The organism is Promicromonospora sp. NPDC050262, assembly GCF_040655935.1.
Taxonomy (GTDB): Bacteria; Actinomycetota; Actinomycetes; order Actinomycetales; family Cellulomonadaceae; genus Promicromonospora.
In genome coordinates this window covers 76,914-96,573 of the sequence record NZ_JBFAKX010000011.1, presented here as the reverse complement: position 1 = coordinate 96,573, position 19,660 = coordinate 76,914, and the positions used below count along the sequence as shown (strand labels likewise).

General features: G+C 74.0%; 18 protein-coding genes. 8 read left to right on the top strand and 10 right to left on the bottom strand.

Going from position 1 to position 19,660, the window contains the following annotated elements; translation table 11 throughout:
- Window positions 1–8 precede the first annotated feature (8 nt).
- Entirely contained in the window at window positions 9–383 is a 375-nt protein-coding gene (locus tag AB0I29_RS17465; protein WP_285101803.1) for a metal-sensitive transcriptional regulator, read from the bottom strand.
- Between the two features lie 84 nt (window positions 384–467).
- Between AB0I29_RS17465 and AB0I29_RS17460 the strand changes: the two genes are divergently transcribed.
- Entirely contained in the window at window positions 468–1,205 is a 738-nt protein-coding gene (locus AB0I29_RS17460; RefSeq protein WP_285101804.1) for a response regulator transcription factor, read from the top strand.
- On the opposite strand, the gene AB0I29_RS17455 is transcribed toward AB0I29_RS17460, so the two are convergent.
- Window positions 1,159–1,662, bottom strand: a complete 504-nt coding sequence (locus AB0I29_RS17455) for a hypothetical protein (protein WP_357483662.1) — start codon at window positions 1,660–1,662, stop codon at window positions 1,159–1,161. The two genes, AB0I29_RS17460 and AB0I29_RS17455, sit on opposite strands and share 47 nt — an antisense overlap.
- 253 nt (window positions 1,663–1,915) lie before the next feature.
- Between AB0I29_RS17455 and AB0I29_RS17450 the strand changes: the two genes are divergently transcribed.
- Entirely contained in the window at window positions 1,916–2,764 is an 849-nt protein-coding gene (locus AB0I29_RS17450) for a rhamnogalacturonan acetylesterase (RefSeq protein WP_357483659.1), read from the top strand.
- 4 nt (window positions 2,765–2,768) lie between these two features.
- Here the strand turns inward: AB0I29_RS17450 and AB0I29_RS17445 are convergent, their stop codons facing one another.
- Window positions 2,769–3,077, bottom strand: a complete 309-nt coding sequence (locus AB0I29_RS17445; RefSeq protein ID WP_357483656.1) for a hypothetical protein — start codon at window positions 3,075–3,077, stop codon at window positions 2,769–2,771.
- Between the two features lie 205 nt (window positions 3,078–3,282).
- On the opposite strand from AB0I29_RS17445, the gene fdhA reads away from it, so the two are divergent.
- Window positions 3,283–4,503: a formaldehyde dehydrogenase, glutathione-independent gene (gene fdhA / locus AB0I29_RS17440; RefSeq protein WP_285101808.1), complete on the top strand. Its 1,221-nt coding sequence runs from the start codon at window positions 3,283–3,285 to the stop codon at window positions 4,501–4,503.
- A 136-nt stretch (window positions 4,504–4,639) separates the two neighbouring features.
- Here fdhA and hemL read toward each other — a convergent pair whose 3' ends face one another.
- From hemL to hemC, 4 genes are all read right to left on the bottom strand, one after another.
- Window positions 4,640–5,986: a glutamate-1-semialdehyde 2,1-aminomutase gene (hemL, locus tag AB0I29_RS17435; RefSeq protein ID WP_357483918.1), complete on the bottom strand. Its 1,347-nt coding sequence runs from the start codon at window positions 5,984–5,986 to the stop codon at window positions 4,640–4,642.
- A 35-nt stretch (window positions 5,987–6,021) separates the two neighbouring features.
- Window positions 6,022–7,023: a porphobilinogen synthase gene (hemB, locus tag AB0I29_RS17430; RefSeq protein WP_357483653.1), complete on the bottom strand. Its 1,002-nt coding sequence runs from the start codon at window positions 7,021–7,023 to the stop codon at window positions 6,022–6,024.
- A gap of 71 nt (window positions 7,024–7,094) precedes the next feature.
- Window positions 7,095–7,907 carry a uroporphyrinogen-III synthase gene (locus AB0I29_RS17425; protein WP_357483650.1) on the bottom strand — a complete coding sequence of 271 codons (813 nt, stop codon included), beginning with the start codon at window positions 7,905–7,907 and terminating at the stop codon, window positions 7,095–7,097.
- Window positions 7,904–8,953 (bottom strand): hydroxymethylbilane synthase, encoded by a 1,050-nt coding sequence (gene hemC / locus AB0I29_RS17420; RefSeq protein ID WP_357483647.1) that lies wholly within the window; start codon window positions 8,951–8,953, stop codon window positions 7,904–7,906. The genes AB0I29_RS17425 and hemC overlap by 4 nt, the downstream gene beginning before the upstream one ends.
- A 174-nt stretch (window positions 8,954–9,127) precedes the next feature.
- Between hemC and AB0I29_RS17415 the strand changes: the two genes are divergently transcribed.
- Window positions 9,128–10,351 (top strand): Fic family protein, encoded by a 1,224-nt coding sequence (locus AB0I29_RS17415; RefSeq protein ID WP_357483644.1) that lies wholly within the window; start codon window positions 9,128–9,130, stop codon window positions 10,349–10,351.
- 14 nt (window positions 10,352–10,365) lie between these two features.
- Here the strand turns inward: AB0I29_RS17415 and AB0I29_RS17410 are convergent, their stop codons facing one another.
- On the bottom strand, window positions 10,366–11,802 hold the full coding sequence (locus AB0I29_RS17410; protein ID WP_357483641.1) for an FAD-dependent oxidoreductase: 1,437 nt from the start codon (window positions 11,800–11,802) through the stop codon (window positions 10,366–10,368).
- Window positions 11,799–12,884 carry a uroporphyrinogen decarboxylase gene (hemE, locus tag AB0I29_RS17405; protein ID WP_285101813.1) on the bottom strand — a complete coding sequence of 362 codons (1,086 nt, stop codon included), beginning with the start codon at window positions 12,882–12,884 and terminating at the stop codon, window positions 11,799–11,801. The genes AB0I29_RS17410 and hemE overlap by 4 nt, the downstream gene beginning before the upstream one ends.
- 49 nt (window positions 12,885–12,933) lie before the next feature.
- On the opposite strand from hemE, the gene AB0I29_RS17400 reads away from it, so the two are divergent.
- From AB0I29_RS17400 to AB0I29_RS17390, 3 genes are all read left to right on the top strand, one after another.
- Window positions 12,934–14,445 (top strand): glutamyl-tRNA reductase, encoded by a 1,512-nt coding sequence (locus tag AB0I29_RS17400; protein WP_357483636.1) that lies wholly within the window; start codon window positions 12,934–12,936, stop codon window positions 14,443–14,445.
- 190 nt (window positions 14,446–14,635) lie between these two features.
- Window positions 14,636–16,054, top strand: a complete 1,419-nt coding sequence (locus AB0I29_RS17395) for a hypothetical protein (protein WP_357483633.1) — start codon at window positions 14,636–14,638, stop codon at window positions 16,052–16,054.
- Window positions 16,055–16,303: 249 nt separating this feature from the next.
- Window positions 16,304–17,131, top strand: a complete 828-nt coding sequence (locus tag AB0I29_RS17390) for a hypothetical protein (protein WP_285101816.1) — start codon at window positions 16,304–16,306, stop codon at window positions 17,129–17,131.
- Between the two features lie 46 nt (window positions 17,132–17,177).
- Here the strand turns inward: AB0I29_RS17390 and AB0I29_RS17385 are convergent, their stop codons facing one another.
- Window positions 17,178–18,512 carry a CoA transferase gene (locus AB0I29_RS17385; protein WP_357483629.1) on the bottom strand — a complete coding sequence of 445 codons (1,335 nt, stop codon included), beginning with the start codon at window positions 18,510–18,512 and terminating at the stop codon, window positions 17,178–17,180.
- 88 nt (window positions 18,513–18,600) lie between these two features.
- On the opposite strand from AB0I29_RS17385, the gene AB0I29_RS17380 reads away from it, so the two are divergent.
- A complete protein-coding gene (locus tag AB0I29_RS17380; RefSeq protein ID WP_285101818.1) occupies window positions 18,601–19,425 on the top strand; it encodes a DUF5926 family protein in 825 nt (274 codons plus the stop codon).
- Window positions 19,426–19,660 lie beyond the last annotated feature (235 nt).

Genomic DNA, 19,660 nt, shown 5'->3' with positions numbered 1-19,660 from the left:
CTCGGCGTTCACATGCGGACGAGGCGGGCGATCGCCTCCGAGGCCTCCCGGACCTTTGCGGCGCCCTCGGCGTCGGACGCCTTGGCCGCGTCCACCACACAATGTCCCAGGTGGTCCTCGACGAGCGCCAGGCTCACCGCCTGCAGTGCCTTGGTGACGGCGCTGACCTGGGTGAGCACGTCGATGCAGTACACGTCCTCGTCGATCATCCGCGCAATGCCGCGAACCTGCCCCTCGATGCGGCGCATCCGCTTGAGGTAGCCGGCCTTGTCGGACGCGTAACCGTGCGGTCCGTCGTGCGCACCGGCCGCGTGGTGGTGCTCGTGATCCTGCTGCCCGACGGCGGCCTCGGTCGCCTCGGTGGTCTCCGTCGCCTCGGTCATGTGTCCATGAGATACCCCACGGGGGTAGTGAGTCAAGTGTGCTGACCACGGGCGCGGTGGCGAGGTCGTTGCTACGTTCGACCGATGGACCAGTCAGGGGGACGGGGCGTCGCGGTCGTGGTCGAGGACGACGACCTCATACGTGAGGTCATCGAGGTCATACTGCAGCAAGCCGGATTCACCGTGCACCTCGCCGCCACCGGCGCGCAGGGCGTCGCGCTGGTGAAGGCCCACCGGCCCGTCGTGACCACCGTGGACGTCTCCCTGCCCGACATCGACGGGTTCGAGGTCGTGCGCCGGGTGCGGACCTTCTCCGAGACGGTGGTCGTCATGCTCACTGCCCGGGTCGACGAGGTCGACACGCTCATGGGTCTCGAGTCCGGTGCCGACGAGTACGTCACCAAGCCGTTCCGGCCGCGTGAGCTCCGCGCGCGCATCGACGCGCTCCTGCGCCGGTCCGGCCACCTCGTTCCGGCGACGGCGGAGGAACCCGCCTCCGGCGAGGACGGCGACGGCGGGCTCGAGGTCGACACCGCGCGCCGCACGGTCCGCCTGGGTGGCGAGCCCGTCCACCTCACCCGCACCGAGTTCGTCCTCCTCGCGGCCCTCCACGAAGCGCGCGGCCGACCGGTGCCGAAGGGCGATCTGGCCCGCCTGCTCTGGCCCGACGAGCACGGCTACGGCGGCGACGTCACCGACGCGGACCGCCGCACGGTCGAGGTGCACGTGGCCAACGTCCGTCGCAAGCTCGGCGACAGCCCCACGAGCCCGCGCTTCATCCATACGGTCCGGGGGCTGGGGTACCGGTTCGAGAATGCCTGACCAGCGCGACCTCGGTGTCGTGCGCCAGGCGCATGAGCCGCTCCAACGTCTCGACCGGCGGAACGGTGCGTCTCCGCACCACGTCCTGCGCCACGGACCAGGCCGCCCGGGCCAGTGCGACCGCCCCGACCATGGCGCCCGAGACGGCCAGCCCGACCGCCGTGTCGTAGACGGCGTACCCGCTGCGGTCGAACGAGGCGACGGTGAGGAGCTCGAGGCGCCGCTTGAGACCGGCGGCATACTGCTCGGCGAGCCGCCGGGCGGTCGGCCCGCCGAGATCCTGGGCGAGGTCGTGGAGCACGCTCTCGTCGAGGATGTCCGCCGCGAGGGCACGCGTCGTCGGGGTGGGCACCGGCCCGGGTTCGCCGGCGGCCGGGAGGTCGGCGGCGGACGCCCGCCCGGGCCCGCTGGTCGCCCGCACGTACCCGCCGGCCCAGAAGTCTTGTACCTCCGCCATGGCCGCACCTCCCGTGAGTGCCTGAACGGCTGCTCCCATCGTGCGACCCGGAACTCAACGCCCAGCCGAAGAACCTCAAGGGCTGCCCAGGATCGCCCTTGAGGTTCTTGAGGTTCTTGAGGTTCGGTGGTCCCAGGGGCGCCCGGCCGCCCGCTCGGACGAGCGGCTTCGAGGGCCACCCGGATCGGATACCTTTCGTCCTGGATACCCCAGACCCTGCATGAGAGGTCCTCCCGTCGGCATGCCCGCCTCGATGACTCGCCGCCTCCTGCTCGCCGCGCTGGCGGCGGCCGGACCGCTCGCCCTCACGGCGAGCGCGGCACCCACCGACACCCCAGCGCCGCCGCCCGCGGTGGTCCCTGCCGCGACGCGGAAGGCCCAGGCGCAGGAGGCGCCCCGCATCTACCTCGCGGGCGACTCCACCGCGTCGCAGAAGTACGCGGGGGTCTTCCCCGAGACCGGCTGGGGCATGGGACTGCCCTGGTACCTCGCGCCGCGGATCGAGGTCCTCAACCACGCGATGAACGGGCGGAGCTCCAAGAGCTTCATCGCGGAGGGGCGCCTCGACGTGATCCTGGACGCCGTCCGCCCCGGCGACGTGCTGCTCGTGCAGTTCGGGCACAACGACCAGAAGTCCGACCCGCACGTCGGCACCGACCCGTGGACCAGCTACCCGACCCACCTGCGCCGCTACCTCGACGGCGCCCGGGAGCGGGGCGCGCGGCCGGTGCTGCTGACGCCGGCGGAGCGTCGCCGGTTCGACGCGGCCGGGAACGCCGTCGCCACCCACGGGTTCTACCCGGACGCGATGCGGGCGCTGGCCGCCGCCGAGGGCGTGCCGCTGATCGACGTCACGGCGCAGACGCTGGCGCTGTGGCAGGAGCTCGGGCCGGACGGCACCCAGGTGTACTTCCTGAACACCTACGAGGGGCGGCAGGACAACACGCACTTCAACACCCCGGGCGCCCGCCTGATCGCCCGGATGGTGGCGCGCGGCCTGCTCGCCGCGGGCGTCCTCGCGGAGAACCAGGTGCGCCGCCTCGACGAGAGCATCCCGGTCGAGTGGTTCACCTGGCCGGAGGAACCGCCCGCGGCGACCTGAGCCGTCAGCCCAGCGCGGCGTCGATGTTGGCGACGACGACGGCGACGACGGCCACTGCGGCCCAGAGGAGCAGGCCGAACCGCCACCAGAGGTTGAGGTTCAGCCGCTTGGGCGCGTCCAGCTCCATGGCCTCGGCGTCCGACAGCGGGCGCGTGGCCCACCCGGCCTCGGTGGCGGTCGCGAGGCTGTACCGCAGGCCCCACGAGAACCGCAGCAGCCAGAACAGGTGCACGTACGAGTAGCGCAGCACCAGGGCTCGCCCCGCGTCGAGCGGCGCCGTCTTGCTCTTGCTGCCCCAGCCGAAGAAGACCATGTTCTTTTTTCCCTCGTCTCGAACCGCGCGCACCGTGCGCGCGGCGAGCGAAGCGTGGCAGAGCGCGGGCCAGCGGTCTGTGGGGAGAACTCCCCACCTGCGGCTTCCCGCCGCCTCCGCGGTCCGGATGAGAGTCACCGGGCCCCGGCGTAACGTGACGAGAGACCGAAGCCAGTTCGATGATGACTGGAAGGGGTAACCCAACATGCCTGGAAACAAGGCGGTCGCGTACCGCGAACCCGGCGTGGTTGAGGTGGTCGACATCGACTACCCGACGTTCGAGCTCCGGGACGGACCCGGGGTCAATCCGGCCAACATAGGTCGCAAGGTGCCGCACGGAGTGATCCTGCGGACCGTGTCCACCAACATCTGCGGCTCGGACCAGCACATGGTCCGCGGTCGTACCACCGCGCCCCCGGGACTGATCCTGGGGCACGAGATCACCGGCGAGATCGTCGAGAAGGGCCCGGACGTCGAGTTCCTGGACGTGGGCGACATCGTCTCGGTGCCCTTCAACATCGCCTGCGGGCGGTGTCGCAACTGCAAGGAGCGCAAGACCGGCATCTGCCTCAACGTGAACCCGGACCGGCCGGGGTCGGCGTACGGGTACGTCGACATGGGCGGCTGGGTCGGTGGCCAGGCGGAGTACGTGCTGGTGCCGTACGCGGACTTCAACGCCCTCAAGTTCCCGGACCGCGACCAGGCCCTCGAGAAGATCATGGACCTGACGATGCTCAGCGACATCTTCCCCACGGGCTTCCACGGGTGCGTGAGCGCAGGCGTGGGCGTGGGGTCCACGGTGTACGTGGCGGGCGCCGGACCCGTGGGGCTGGCCGCCGCGGCGTCGGCCCACCTGCTGGGAGCCGCCGTGGTGATCGTGGGCGACCTCAACAAGGAGCGGCTGGAGCAGGCGCGGTCCTTCGGCTGCGAGACGGTGGACGTCGCCGCCGGGCCGATCGGTGACCAGATCGAGCAGCTCCTGGGTGAGCCGGAGGTGGACTGCGGCGTGGACGCCGTGGGGTTCGAGGCGCGCGGGCACGGGTCCGACGCGTCGACCGAGCACCCCGCCGCGGTGCTGAACGCCCTCATGGAGGTCACGCGGGCGGGCGGCTCGCTCGGCATCCCCGGTCTGTACGTGACGGGCGACCCCGGCGCGTCGACCGAGGCGGCGAAGGTCGGGTCGTTGTCGCTGCGGCTGGGGCTCGGCTGGGCCAAGTCGCACGCGTTCACGACCGGTCAGTGCCCGGTGATGAAGTACCACCGCGGCCTGATGCAGGCGATCCTGCACGACAAGGTGCAGATCGCGCAGGCCGTCAACGCCCAGGCGATCCCGCTGACGGAGGCGCCTGCGGGCTACCACGAGTTCGACGAGGGCGCGGCGACGAAGTTCGTCCTGAACCCGAACGACTACATCAAGGCCGCCTGACCCCCAGTGAGGTGGCCTCTTCCGGGACAGCACCCGGGGAGGGACGGGGCGGGGCAGGACCCGGGCGCACCGGGTCCTGCCCCGCCTGTCTCTCGTCCGGCGTTCCTCCCCCGGCGTTCCTCCCCCGGCGTTGCTCCTACCGCGGTGGGGCAGCGGCGGCGGCCCGGGCCGCGCCCGGGAGCGCGTCGAGGATCCGCTGCACAGCGGCGTCGTCGTGCGCCGCGGAGACGAACCAGGCCTCGAAGACCGACGGGGGCAGGTTGACCCCGGCCGCCAGCATCGCGTGGAACAGGGCCGTGTACCGGAAGGTCTCCTGCGCCTGGGCCTGTGCGTAGTCGCGCACCCCCGACGCCGCGGCCAGCGGCCCGAAGAACACCGAGAACAGCGAGCCCGCGCGCTGCACGCGGTGCTCGACGCCGGCGGCGGTCAGCGCCTCGCCCACGGCGTCCGACAGCACGCGCGAGACCTCGTCGACCCGGGCGTACACGGCGTCGTCGGCCAGCCGCAGGGTCGTCAGGCCCGAGGCGACCGCCACGGGGTTACCCGACAGCGTGCCCGCCTGGTACACCGGCCCCAGCGGGGCCAGGTGGTCCATGACCGACGCCGGTCCGCCCAGCGCCGCCACCGGCATGCCGCCGCCGATGACCTTGCCGAACGTGAACAGGTCGGGCGTGTAGCCCGCGCCCCCGGCGGCCCGGATCGCGTCGTTCTCCACACCCCACCAGCCGGCGGGACCCACGCGGAACCCGGTGAGCACCTCGTCCATGATGAACAGCGCGCCGTGCGCCGACGTGATGCGGCGGAGCCCCTCGTTGAAGCCCTCGGCCGGCGGCACCACACCCATGTTCGCGGGCGACGCCTCGGTGATGACCGCGGCGATCTCGGAGCCACGCTGCGCGAACGCCGCCTCGACGGCCGCCAGGTCGTTGTAGGGGAGCACCAGCGTCTCGGCGGCGGTCGCCTCGGTCACGCCCGCCGAGCCCGGCAGCGCGAGCGTGGCGACGCCCGAGCCGGCCTCGGCCAGCAGCGCGTCCATGTGTCCGTGGTAGCAGCCGGCGAACTTGATCACGAGCGGCCGGCCCGTGACCCCGCGCGCCAGACGGATCGCCGTCATCGTGGCCTCGGTGCCCGTCGAGACGAGGCGCACGCGCTCGGCCGCAGGGACCCGGCGCCGGACCTCCTCGGCGAGCTCGACCTCGGCCACGGTCGGGGCGCCGAACGACAGGCCGCGCGCGGCGGCGTCCTGCACCGCGGCGACGACGTCGGGGTGCGCGTGGCCCAGCAGCGCCGGGCCCCACGAGCAGACCAGGTCCACGTACTCGCGCCCCGCGACGTCGGTGACGTAGGGCCCGCTGGCCGAGGCGAGGAAGCGCGGGTCGCCCCCCACGCTGCCGTAGGCGCGGACCGGCGAGTTCACGCCGCCCGGGATCGCGCCCTGCGCGCGCACGAATGCCGCGTGGTTGGCCTCGGGCGCACGGCGCAGCGCCTGGGCCTCGACGGTGTCCCGGTTCTCTTCGGTCACTTGATCCACTCCGCGATCTCGAGTGCCCAGTAGGTGAGGATGACGTCGGCGCCGGCGCGCTTGATGCTGGTCACCGACTCCAGGACGGCGCGGTCGCGGTCGATCCAGCCGTTCGCCCCGGCCGCCTCGATCATCGCGTACTCGCCCGAGACCTGGTACGCGGCCACGGGCACGTCGCTCCGGTCCGCGACGGCGCGCAGCACGTCCAGGTACGACCCGGCCGGCTTCACCATCACGAGGTCGGCGCCCTCGGCGAGGTCCAGGTCGGCCTCGCGCAGGCCCTCGCGGCCGTTCGCGAAGTCCATCTGGTAGGTCTTGCGGTCGCCGTTCAGCTCCGAGTCCACGGCCTCGCGGAACGGGCCGTAGTACGCGCTCGCGTACTTGGCGCTGTACGCCAGGATGCTCGTGTCGGCGAAGCCGGCGTCGTCCAGCGCGTCCCGGATCATCGCGACCTGTCCGTCCATCATGCCCGACGGCGAGATCACGTCCGCGCCCGCCTTGGCCTGCGCCACCGCCATGGAGGCGTAGCGGATCAGGGTCGCGTCGTTGTCCACAGCCCCTGTGGACGTGAGCACGCCGCAGTGCCCGTGGTCGGTGAACTCGTCGAGGCAGGTGTCGGCCATGAGCACCGGCGTGGGCGCGCCGGGAGCGAGGCCCTCGTCCAGCGCGGCCCGCGAGGCCCGCAGCGCCCGCTGCAGGATCCCGTCCGGGGCGTCCGCCTGCGAGCCGTTCGCGTCCTTCACGGCGGGGATGCCGAACAGCATGACGCCGCCCAGGCCCGCGGCCCGTGCGGCGCGGACGGCGTCGACCAGGGACTCCTCGGTGTGCTGCACCTGCCCGGGCATGCTCGCCAGCGGCGCCGGCTCGGTCAGGCCCTCCTTGACGAAGAGCGGCAGCACCAGGTCGGCGGGGTGCAAGCGGGTCTCTGCGACCAGACGGCGCATGCCCGGCGTGGCGCGCAGACGGCGCGGCCGGTACACGATCCCGGAGGAGCTCACGATGTCCTTCTCTCTCGTTGTGGTGTCGGACGCACCGGTCACCAGGGTGACCCGTACGCCTGACAGGTGCATCAGGTTCTGACGAGGGCTTCGGTCACGGCGTCGGCCAGGGCCGCGTCCGTGGGTGTGGCGGCCACGCCAAGCACCGTGTGCCCGACGGCTCGTGCCGTGCCGGCCGACGGCTCCCCGATCGCGACCACCGGCTGCGGGCCCAGCTGGGCCGCGACCTGGCGGGCGGCCGAGCCCGAGGTGACCACGACGACGTCGTACGGACCGCGCAGCTCCGCGGGCAGCTCGCGCGCGACCGTGCGGTAGGCGGTCACCACGTCGGCGACCCAACCCTTGGCGGCGAGGCCCGCGCGGAGGGTGTCGGACGCGAGGTCACCGAGCGGCAGGAGGACACGGTGCGCGGGACCCGGGGGCGCCACGGGGAACGCGTCGGCGAGCCCGGCCCCGGTCGCGGTGCGCGGCACCAGGTCGACGCTGATGCCGTGCGCGGCCAGCGCCTGCTCCGTCGCGGGTCCGACGGCGGCCCACCGCACCGGCCCGGCGTGGACCGACCGCGACTCGGAGGGCTCGGGACCGAGCAGGGCGTCCACGGCGTTCACGCTCGTGATCGCGACCCAGTCATAGGCGTCGTCGGCCAGGCGCTCGCGGGCGGCGTCGAGCTCCGCCGGGTCCTCGACCGGGGCCCGCTCGATCACCGGGGACGCGACCGGGTCCAGTCCGCGCCCGCGGAGCAGGGCGAGGAGCCCGGCGGCGCGCTCCGGGGCGCGGGCCACCAGCACGGCGGGCTGCCCGGCGGTCGGCGCGGGGCTGTCGGAGGATCCGGTGGATCCGGCCGCTCCCGGGGGACCGGCCGCAGGGGGGACCGGCTCGGTCACGCCTTCTCCGGGACCGTCGCACTCAGCGGTGCGAGCCGCTCGGCGCCGTCGGCCAGCAGGTGCTCGGCGACGGCGACGCCCAGCGTGCGGGCGGCGTCGTCGAGCGCCTCGGGGGCGATGTCCGGGGACAGCGACGCCTCCCCGCCGTGCGACATCTGCTCCGAGCCGTCGACGGCGGCCACGACGGACCGCAGGCGCAGCACCGAGCCGGACACCGTCGCGTGCGCGCCGACCGGTGCCGCGCAGCCGGCCTCCAGACGGGCCAGCACGGAGCGCTCGGCGAGCACCGCGAGGCGGGTCGGCCGGTGGTCGAGCAGGTGGATCGCCTCGGCGAGGTCGGGCGCGGGAGCCGCGCCCGTCGCGGGGTCGGACACGATGTCCGCGGTGCGCACCTCCACGGCGAGCGCACCCTGCCCGGGGGCGGGGGCCACGACGTCGACGTCGAGCACCTCGCTGATCACGTCGGTGCGGCCCAGGCGCGACAGCCCGGCGTAGGCGAGGACGACGGCGTCGAGGTCGGCGTCGGGCCCGAGCGCGCGGTTGAGCCGCGTGCCCACGTTGCCTCGGATGTCGACGACGTCGAGGTCGGGCCGCGCCGCGCGGATCTGGGCGGCCCGCCGCGGCGAGCCGGTGCCCACGCGCCCCCCGTGCGGGAGGGTCGCGAGGGTGAGGCCGTCACGTGCGCACAGGGCGTCCCGCGGGTCCTCGCGCTCGGGCGTCACGAAGGTGAGGCCGGGCGCGGGGGTGGTCGGCAGGTCCTTGAGGGAGTGGACGGCGACGTCGCAGCGGCCGTCCAGCAGCGCCTCGCGCAGCGCGGTCACGAAGACGCCGGTGCCGCCGAGGCTCGCGAGGCTCCCCGTCTTCACGTCGCCCTCGGTCTTGATGTGCACCAGCTCGACCGGTCGGCCGGTCAGCTCCTCCAGGCGCCTGGCCACCAGACCGCTCTGGGTCGTGGCGAGGGCGCTCGCACGGGTCCCGAGGCGGATCGGCGCGGCGTCGCCCGGGGTGCTTCCAGGGGTGCTGACGGACAGGGGGGTCAGGGTCACCAACCCAGTCTCCACCCGAACCCCCGCCGGGAGGAAACCAGAAGGTGCCCGATGGGCGGATTTCACAGGGTTGGTGGCGTGCTGTCAGAACACGTTGGGCGAGGCGTGAGGAAGTGTGAGTAGACGTGGCTGCTTGCCTGCAGTTTGAGAGAAACTGTTAGTAAGATACCTTCTGTGGTCACACTTTCCGAGCCCCTCGTCATCGCCCCGGTCGGACGCGATGAGCACTACTGGGTGGCTGAGGACAACGGCCTGGTCAGTCGAGGCCAGCTTGCCGCGGCGTCCGGGCAGTACGAGTCGACCATCCCTGCCTCGATCATGGACTACGCGCCGCAGCTGCCGTCTGATCTTGTCGCCGACATCGAGGAGGCCGCAACCGCCCTCGCGGGGTTCGATGCCTACGCGCGCGGCCGTCTCGGGGCCGACAACCCGACGCTGGGCCCGATGAGCTCCATCCTGCTGCGGACCGAGTCGACGTCGTCGTCGCAGATCGAGAACCTTACGGTCGGTGCGCGTCAGCTCGCCCTCGCCGAGCTGGACCAGTCGAACAGCGACAACGCCAGAGTGGTCGTGGCGAACGTCCGGGCGATGGAGGCGGCTCTCGCCCTGGCGGACAGGCTCGACGAGGACGCGATGCTCGCGATGCACGCCGAGCTGCTGTCCCGTCAACGCGGCAGGGAGGATCACGCGGGAAGGTACCGCTCGGGCCTGGTATGGGTGGGCTCCACAAGCGTCTCCCCACGTGGTGCCCAGCACGTGGCGCCGCAGGCCGAGCTCGTTCCCGGCGCGATGGCGGACCTAGTTCGGTTCATGCACCGGGACGACCTCCCGGTACTCGTCCAGGCGGCTGTCGCGCATGCGCAGTTCGAGACCATTCACCCTTTCAGCGACGGGAACGGCCGCACCGGCCGCGCCGTCGTGCACGCGATTCTCAAGGCGAAAGGCGTGGTCACGCACACCACGGCTCCGGTCTCGGCCGGCCTGCTCATCCAGACCGAGGCGTACTTCGACGCCCTGGGCGCATTCCGGGCCGGCGACGCGCGACCGATCGTGGAGCGGTTCGCTGCGGCATGCCGGTTCGCTGCGACCTCTGGCTCGGAGCTTGTCGACGAGCTCGCGAACCAGGTGGATGTGTCACGCCGTGACCTGACCGGTCTCAGGCGGCAGGCATCCGCATGGAAAGTGCTCCCGTGCCTGGTGGCGCAGCCGGTCGTCAACGCTCGAATCCTCGTCGACCGGCTCGGCATGAACGACACGACGGCTCAGCGCGCGCTGAGCCAGCTCACCGAGGCGGGCGTGCTGGAGGAGCGCACCGGCCTGCGCCGTAACCGGATGTGGCAGCACGCGGGGATCCTGCGTGTCCTGGATACCTACGCCCAGCGGCTCTGGCGAGGCTGACGCCCGCGGCCGGGTCAGCCCCTCTCGCCCAGGCGCTCAGCGGTTCGCCCGGCGTGCGCGACGATCGCCGCCAGGCCCGTGCCGGCGATCCAGCCGCCCGTGACGTCGAGGCCGGGCTCGGCCAGGACCGCCCCCTCGTACTCCCGGACGGCGGCCCGGTAGGCCGGCGTGGGCGGGGGCAGCGCGCCGTCCCAGCGCTGGTGCAGCACCTCGCGCACCCGGTCGGTCAGGTCCATCCCCAGCAGCGCCGACGCGTCCCGGGCGGCCTCCTCGGCGGTGGGCTGCGGCGTCGGCTCACCCATGCGGCCGTAGCTGAGGCGCACCACGTGCACCCCCGGTCCGGCGGCGGCGCGCACGCGGCGCGCGAGCCACGGCCACTTGGCCGTCGCGTGGGTCAGCGCCTTGGCCCGCACACCGCCCGCCGCCGTGTCGGGGGCCACGAGCATCCCCGAGCCGCGCGGGGCGGCGTCGAGCTCCGGCGCGTCGACGAGCAGCGCGGCCAGCCGGATGTCCGCCCCCCGCTCCGGGGTTGCGGGCGGGACCAGCCCGGCCGAGCCGAACTCGGTGCGGGTCGCCAGCACCACGCGGGGCGTGCGCAGCACCCGGCCGTCGGCGGTGCGCACCAGCCAGGCAGGGCCGCCGGCTGCGGCGCCGCCGGCAACATCCCCGCCGTCCGCCCGCTCCACGTCCGGCACCCGCTCCAGGCCTGCGACCCGCGTGCCGAACCGGACGTCCAGGCGGTCCACCAGCGCGTCCACCAGGGCGTGGACGCCGCCGTCGATCCCGCGCACCGCGGACCCCGGGGGCGCCGCGGCCCGCAGCGACGCCACGGCCCGCGACAGGGACCCGGTCCGGGCGTACGCGTCCAGCAGCCCGGGCGCGACGGCGGCGACGTCGAGCCGGTCGAGCGGCGCCGAGTGCACTCCGGCGGCGACCGGGGTGACGAGCCGGTCCGCCACCCGGGAGCCGAGCCGCGACCGCGCGAGGGTCCCCAGGTCGGTCGGGTCGACGAGCCGCGCGGGCAGCACCCGGTCCAGCGAGCCGCGCAGCACCCCGGGCCAGCCGATCGCGCGCCGCACGTCGGCGGCCCACGGGCGCGAGGGGATGCCCAGCACGCCGGCCGCCGGCAGCGGGAACGCCCGCCCGGCGGCATAACCCCAGGCGGAGAGCGCGGCAGGCGCCTCGACGGTCAGCCCGAGCCCGGCGACGAGCTCCTCCACGGCCCCGCCCCGCACCGCGAACGACTCCGCCCCGAGGTCCAGCGGCACGTCCGGCAGCGACGTGAACGCCCCGCCGAGGATCGGCCCGCCGGCTCGCTCGCCGGCCTCCAGCACGACGACACGCAGCCCGCGGGCTGCGAGCGTGTGCGCGGCGACGAGCCCGCCGATCCCGGCGCCGACGACGACGGCGTCGGCGTCCGCCGCACCGGACCGACCGGCCGTGGGGGTCACAACGAGTGGACCAGCTCGACCACGCGGGTCAGCACCGTCGGGTCCGTCTCCGGGGGAACGCCGTGGCCCAGGTTGACCACGTGGCCGGGCGCCTTGAGGCCGCGGGAGACGACGTCGCGCACGTGCGCCTCCAGCACCGGCCACGGCGCGGCCAGCAGCGCGGGGTCGATGTTCCCCTGCAGGGGCACGCCGGGCAGCAGCGCGGCGGCCTCGTCGAGAGGCGTCCGGTAGTCGACGCCGACGGCGTGGTCCGTCAGGCCGGCGTCGGCCAGGACCGTGCGCATGGCGGGCAGCAGGTGCCCGGTGCCGGTACCGAAGTGGATGGCCGGCACGCCGGCGTCCGCGACGTAGGAGAGCGCGCGGGTCGACGACGCGGCGACACGCGTCGTGTAGTCCGCGAGCGAGAGCGACCCGGCCCAGGAGTCGAAGAGCTGTACGGCGCTGGCGCCCGCCTCGACCTGAGCCCGCAGGAACGTCCCGGTGAGGTCTGCGGTCCACGTCACGAGCGCGTCCCAGGTGGCGGGGTCGGCGTGCATCAGGGTGCGCGCGGCGAGGTGGTCGCGCGACGGCCGGCCCTCGACGAGGTAGGCCGCGAGGGTGAACGGCGCGCCGCCGAAGCCGAGGAGCGGCGTCGACCCGAGCTCGGCGACGGTCAGCGCCACGGCCTCGCGGATCGGCTCGAGCGCGGCGTCGTCCAGGCTGCGCGAGGTGAGCCGGGCGACGTCGTCGGCCGTGCGGTACGGCTGGTCCATGACCGGTCCGACCCCGGGCTGGATGTCCACGCCGACCCCGGCCAGCTTGAGCGGCACCACGATGTCGGAGAAGAAGACGGCGGCGTCCACGCCGTGCCGGCGGACGGGCTGCAGTGTGATCTCGGCCGCGAGGTCGGGCCGCAGGCAGGCCTCCAGCATGCCGGTGCCCACGCGGACCTCGCGGTACTCGGGCAGGGAGCGACCCGCCTGCCGCATGAACCAGACGGGCGTGCGACCAGGACGTTCACCCCGGAGCGCCTGCACAAGGGGTGCGGCGGTGGTCCGCCCGTCGGCGAGCGGGTGAGCAGGGGTGATCGTGGTGGACTTCACGCTTCACGATTCTGCCCTGCCCGGCCGCGGTGCATAAAGTTGGAGCACTGTGGTTCTCCTCTCCCTCACCGCCAGCCACCGCGAGCTCGATCTCGACGCGCTGGAGCGCCTGTCCACGGGCTCGTCGTCAGTGGGTCGTGTCGTCGTGGGTACGTGCGGCCCCGTCGCGGGCGCCGTGGTGATCTCCACGTGCAACCGGTTCGAGCTCTACCTCGACGTCGACGCGCCGCTGAGCGGCGACAGCGTGAAGCACGCGACGCGCCACGTGGCCGAGCTCGTGGCCCACGCGTCGGGCGTGACCGGCGACGTCGCCGCGCGGAGCTTCACCGTCCGCACCGGGCCGGAGGTCACGGAGCACCTGTTCGCCGTGGCGTCGGGCCTGGACGCGATGGTCGTGGGCGAGCGCGAGATCGCCGGCCAGGTGAAGCGCTCGCTGGCGATCGCGCGCGAGCAGGAGACCACGTCCAAGACGCTGGAGCTCCTGTTCCAGACGGCGTCGCGCACCTCCAAGCGGGTCGGCACCGACACGGAGCTCGGCGCGGCGGGCCGGTCCGTCGTCGCGCTCGCCCTGGACCTCGCCGAGAGCGAGCTGCCGCCGTGGGACGGCACGCGCGCCGTGCTGATCGGCACCGGCTCGTACGCGGGCGCCTCCGTCGCGGCCCTGCGGGCCCGCGGCTGCGAGGACATCGGCGTCTACTCGCAGTCCGGCCGCGCCGAGGCCTTCGCCGAGTCGCACGGCGTGCGGTCGGTGGACTCGCTCGTCGAGGCCCTGGCCGACGCCGACATCGTGGTGAGCTGCAGCGGGGCGCGGGGCCGGGTGCTCGCCGCGCGGGCCGACGGAGAGCCGGCCCAGCCCGGCCCGGCCGGGTCCGACGAGGCGGCGCTCGGCGCCATGGTGGCCGGGAACTTCGGCGGCCAGACCACGCTGCCGCGCGGACTGTCCGGCGAGGTCGGCCCCGAGGCGAGCCTCGGCCACGTGCTCGACGCCGCCGCCGTGGTGCGCGCCCGGGAGCGTGCCGCGGACCGGGCCGGGGACGAGCCGGAGCCCCGCCCGCTGGTGATCCTGGACCTCGCCCTGCACCGCGACGTGGACCCGCGGGTCGCCGACGTCGAGGGCGTGCTGCTCTACGACCTCGCCACGCTGAAGGCGCACGCACCCGCGGTCGCGCACGACGTCGTCGCGCAGGCGCAGGGGATCGTGGACACCGCCGCCCGGCGCTTCGAGGAGACGCGCCTGGGCCGGGAGGCCGACGCCGCGGTGATCGCCCTGCTCGACGAGGCGGAGGTCCGGGTCGTGGCCGAGGTCGACGCCGCCGTCGCCCGGCTGACCGACGAGCTCGCCCTGCGCGGCGAGCCCGCCCCCGAGGAGTCGGACGTCGACGTCATCGCCCGTGACGTCCGCAAGCGGGTGCACGCCGAGCTGCACGACAAGATCGTCGCCGTCCGGGCCCGGGCCACCGCCGAGGCGCGGGCCGCGGAGGCCGCGCTGGTCCAGGGCGCCGTGGCCCTGACGAAGAAGGCGTCCACCCAGCGGGACGCCGACCACCGCTCCAGCCGATAACCGGCCCGCGCGCCGATAACCAACCGGCGGCGATTGTCCGGATATGCCGGGCGGACTGCCATCCAGGGTCCAATTCGTCCATCGTTACCGAATCGTGATCAGGGTGATTTTATTCACCCGGGGGTGCGGGCTAAGTTCGGTGGCTCAAGGACCGAACGCGCATTTGCGCATCGAGATGCTGGAGCACCTTTTGAAGCACGCAGCACACAAGAAGAAGACCGCATCGGCGGGCGCGCGGACCATCGCGACCGTCGCCATCGCAACCGCCGCCACGAGCATGGCGGCGCCGGCCATGGCCGCCGAGGCCTCGCCGCTGGACTCCCTCGGGGACCTCGGCACCACCGCCGAGGGCCTCAAGTCGGCGGTCCCCGCCCTCTCGTCGACCTCGATCGACCTCAGCGAGCTCACCGGCTCGCTCCCCGCGACCGACGTGGTCACGGACGTGGCGAAGAAGGCAGAGCTGCCCGCCTCCATCGCCCCCACCACGGCCCTCGCGCCGAACTACGAGCCGGCGCAGTACGTCTCGGGCGCCCTCCAGGGTGCCGCACCCCAGGTCGTCTCGGAGGTCGTCGGCGGCGTGACCGGCGGCTCGGCCGTGTCCGGCGTGACCGGCACCGCCAAGGCGGCGCTGGCCAACGTGCTCGGCGGCGGCGCCCTGGGCACCGCGACCGGCGTGGTGTCCGGCGTGACCGGCGGCGTGCTGCAGGGTGACGTCGTGAACGGCGTGGCCGGTGGCGTGCTGCAGGGTGACGTCGTGAACGGCGTGGCCGGTGGCGTGCTCCAGGGTGACGTCGTGAACGGCGCCACGGGCACCGTGACGGGCGTCGCGACCGGCGCCGTCGAGGGCGTTCCGGCCACCGTGGCCGACGTGATCCGCAACGTGCCGAACGTCCTGGGCGGCGTGACCGCTCCGGTCGCCGGCCTCACGGCCAACCTGCCGGGCGTGCTCGGTGGCGTGGGCAGCGTCGTGAACAGCGTCGTCTCGAACGTGCCGGGCGTGGTCGCCAGCGTTCCGGGCCTCGTCGCCAAGGTCACCACCCCGGCCGCCGGTGCGGTCGAGACGGTCGTGGGCGACGTCGCCGTGGACGGCGTCGTCAAGCCGGTCGCCACCGGTGTGGTGCCGGGTGCCGTGGGCACCGTGCAGAACGGCGTGGTCCCGGGCGTCACCTCGACCGTGGGCAACGTGACCGGCTCGGTCGTCCCGGGTGCCGTCGGCACCGTGACCGGCGACGTCGTGCCGGGCGTCGTGAACGACGTGGCCAAGCCCGTCGTCGGTGACGTGGTGCTCGGCGGTGTCGTCGGCGGCGTCGTCAAGGGCGACGTGGTGGGCGGCGTCGTGACGCCGGTCGTGAAGGACACCGTCGTCGACGGCGTCGCGAAGCCGCTGGTCGAGGACGTCGTCGTCGAGGGTGTTGCCAAGCCCGTCGTGAAGGACGTCGTCGTGGACGGCGTGGCCAAGCCCGTCGTGAAGACCGTGACCGGCACCGTCGAGGGCGTCGCCGGCGGCGCCGTCAAGGACACCGTCGGTGGCGTGACCGGCGCCGTGGACGGACTCACCGGCGGGGCCGTGAGCGGCCTCACCGGCGGTCTGCTGGGAGGTCTTTCCTGAGCTGAATTCCCCGGGAGGACCCCAGCCTCTTCGGTCTTGACGTAGCGGGGTGGAGCGCCATTGGCGCTCCACCCCGTTTGCGTTCTCCGGCGCTTTCAGAAGGTTCCATTCCTCTGTCCGTTGTTATCGGATCGTTACCATCGCATCAGGTTTTTCCGGTCTACCCCTTTTTCCGGCTATTACCGATCAGGTAGCGTCGTGGCGTCCCGGGTTCCGGGCCGATGTAGCCGACCAGCTGGAGCAGCTCTCATGAAGCACGCCGCCGTCAAGCCTTCGTCCGTCGCCAGGTCCGCGGCCACCCGCGTCGTGGCGACGATCGCGCTCGCCACCGCTGCGACCGCCGTCGCCAGCCCGGCGATGGCGCACGAGGGCCGCGGGCACGACGGGCCGGACGGGCACTCCGCGGGCTATGACCGTGGGCACGACCGCGGGAACGAGCGTGGGCACGACCGCGGCCGGGAGGCCCAGGCCCCGCGCTCGTACCAGCCGGCCAGCTACACGGAGCCCGACTACGACGTGCCGCAGTACGGCGGCTCGAAGGACAGCCGGTCCGAGGACGGCGACTGCGGCCGTGGCGCGACGCCCCAGGGCAACCAGCGCGACTGGACCGACGAGGACCGCGACAGGGTCCGCGAGGCCGTCCAGGAGTTCGTGGAGGAGGCGAACGAGTCCGCCGCCGAGGAGCAGCCGCAGGTCGTCACCGAGGTCGAGCAGACCGCCACGCCCGCCGAGAAGCCCGCGGTCGTCGAGGCCGAGGCCCCCGCGAAGGTCGTCACCCCCGTGCAGGTCGAGGCGTCGGAGCCGCCGGCGGCCGTCCAGGCGCCGGGTCAGCAGTGGGAGGGCCCGACCGAGGCGGACACCGCCGGGGCCGAGCTCACCGCCTACGTGCCGAGCGAGGACACCTCCGTCACGACCGCGCAGCAGTCCGGCTCGCTCACCGAGGCCACGCTGGACGCTCCCGTCCGGCTCGCCACGACCGGCGCCGAGGCCACGGCCCTGACGTCGGCGGCGGGCGCCCTGGTCCTCGGCGGCGCCGCCTCGCTCCTGGTCGCCCGCCGCAGCCGCATCCGCGCCTGACCCGACACCGGCGTCCGACCGGGCGCCTCGCCGGGACCGTCCGCCCCTAGCCGGGGAAGGGCTGCCAGCCCGGTGCGTCCGTACCCCACGGGTGCGCGGGGTGCGGGTAGTCGTCGTACCCCGGGAGCACCGGCCGCGCGGTGGTGACGCCCGCGTGCGTCACCGACCCGCTGCCCGACGGCGTCGCGGCGGCCGGGTGCACCGGGTCGCGTCCCGGCAGGTCCAGGAGCCAGGCGGCGGTGCGCGCGAGCGACACCGCGACGTCGCGGCCGGGTCCGTCGTCGCCCCGGAGCGTGAGGGCGTCCACGACGCCCGCCGCGAGCAGGTACCCCGAGGCGTGGTCGAGCGCCTGGGCGGGCAGTGCGCCGGGCGCCCCGTCGCGGCCCTCCAGCAGCGCGATGCCGCTGGCCGCCTGCACGATCGAGTCGAAGCCGCGGCGGTCGGCCCACGGCCCGGCGTCGCCCCAGGCGGACACCCGCCCGGTCACCGCGCCGGCCGGCACCCGGAGGCCGAACGCCTCGATCGCGCCGGGGCGGTACCCGGTCACGAGCACGTCGGCGGCGTCGAGCAGGTCCTGGGCCATGCGGCGGTCGCGGGTGTCCCGGAGGTCAAGGACGGCGCTGCGCTTGCCCTGCCCCGTGTCGAGGTGCTGCCAGCCGATCTCGGCGGGTTCCGGCGGGTCCACCCGCAGCACGTCCGCGCCCAGCAGCGCGAGCGTCCGCGTGGCGACCGGTCCGGCGATGACCCGGGTCAGGTCGAGCACCCGGACGCCGGCCAGCGGCGCCGCGCCCGGCGGTGCCGCGTCGAGCCCGGGGCGCGGCGCGTCCCGTCGCGAGCCCGCCGGGCGGTCTCCCGTCCCGGTCGCGGGTTCGCGCGCCTGGGTCCGCACCAGCGGGCCGGACGCCGCGGCGCGCCCCGGCGCGGATCCCCGCCACTCCTGCTCGGTCCGGGCGCGCGCGACGATCGCGCCGGCGTCGTCGGCCCGGTCCTCCAGGTCCTGCGCCGAGAGCTCGGCGAGCCGTTCGGCGAAGGCGGGCCGGCCGACGTCGTCGGGCAGCCCGACGAGCGCCGTCAGGCGGGAGCGGTGGTGCGGGTAGTTCGCGTGCGTGCGGACCCAGCCGTCGGCCGTGGCGAAGAAGCCGGAGAGCGGGGCGAACCCCTGCACCGGCTGCCCGTCGACGGTGAGGACACGGTCGGACGCGAAGCCGGCGGCGACCCGGGCGGGGTCGAGCAGGGCCGGGTCGAGCGGGTCCGGGTCGGGCAGGGCCGGGTCGCCCGCGCCCGCCCGGCGGCCCGCTCGTGCGGCCGCGCGCTGCACGGCGCGGACGGCGTCCAGCGCGAGGTCGAGCACGGGCAGGTGGGCGGCGAGCCAGGGTTCCACGGTTCCATCATGGTCCCGTCCGACGGGCTGCCCCGAAACATCACCGGCCCGACAGATCTGCGACCATGCGCGCGGATACACTCGCCGCATGGCCAAGAACCCCTCCTCCGACTTCGTGCTCCGGCCCTTCGAAGGTCTCCCCGGGGAGACCGACTGGGTGGCGATGCGCGAGATCGTCCCGTCGGCGACCGCGACCGCTCGGACCACCGCCGAGTACGGCTCCCGCGACGTCACGGTCGTGACCCTCCTGCCCGGTGCGTGGACCGCGCTGCACCGTGCCGACGGCACGCTCCTGCTCGCGGTGCAGGGCATCGTCGGGTCGGGCGACGTGAGCCGCGACCTCGCCGCCGCCCTGCTGGAGGCGATGGAGCTGGAGCCGGGTACGGCCGTGGAGTCGGGCGAGCTGCCGGGCGAGGGCCCGCGGCTGCAGGACGTGCTCGACCTGAGCGTGCCGTTCGAGGTCACCGTGCACGACACGTTCGACTACTGGCTCGACCCGAGCGCCGACGTGACGCCGGAGCTCAAGCAGAACCTGGAGGACGCGGCCGACGGCGCGATCCCCACCGTCAAGGTGTCCTCGGTCGAGTCCGCCTACTGGTGCAGCATGTCCCGTGAGTTCCTCCGCTGGGCGCGTCCCGAGGCGGAGGACGACGTCATCGACGCGATCTCCCGCCTCCACGCAAAGCGTGAGTCAGGGCTCGCGGGTGGAAGGTTCGTGGGAGCGTTTCGTGCGTCGGGCCTGGTCGTCCCGGTCTGGGAGCTGCCGAAGGGCACCGAGGCCGCGGACCTGGAGGGTCCCGTCGCCGAGCTCGGCGAGAAGCTCGCGAAAGCACTTTCCATCAAGGAGCCGCTTGATGCGAACGAGCGACGCGCAAGAGCAGGTATCGTCTCTCGCCAGGTCACCCTGCGCTAGTCCGGACGCCCCGGCCGGTCGCGCGCGAGCGGCCCGGAACGCGTCGGCAGTCACCGCGGATCGCCACGAGCGGCCCAGGTTTCGGCAACTAGCGGACCAAGGGAGTAGGATTCCAGGGGTAAACCTTTGCACTCACCAAGCAAAGGGCTATCCGAACACCCACCAAGGCAAATCGACGCTTCAGGCAGGACAGGTGTGAACGCTCTCCCGGTCGCGAAGACCACGCGTCCCGGCA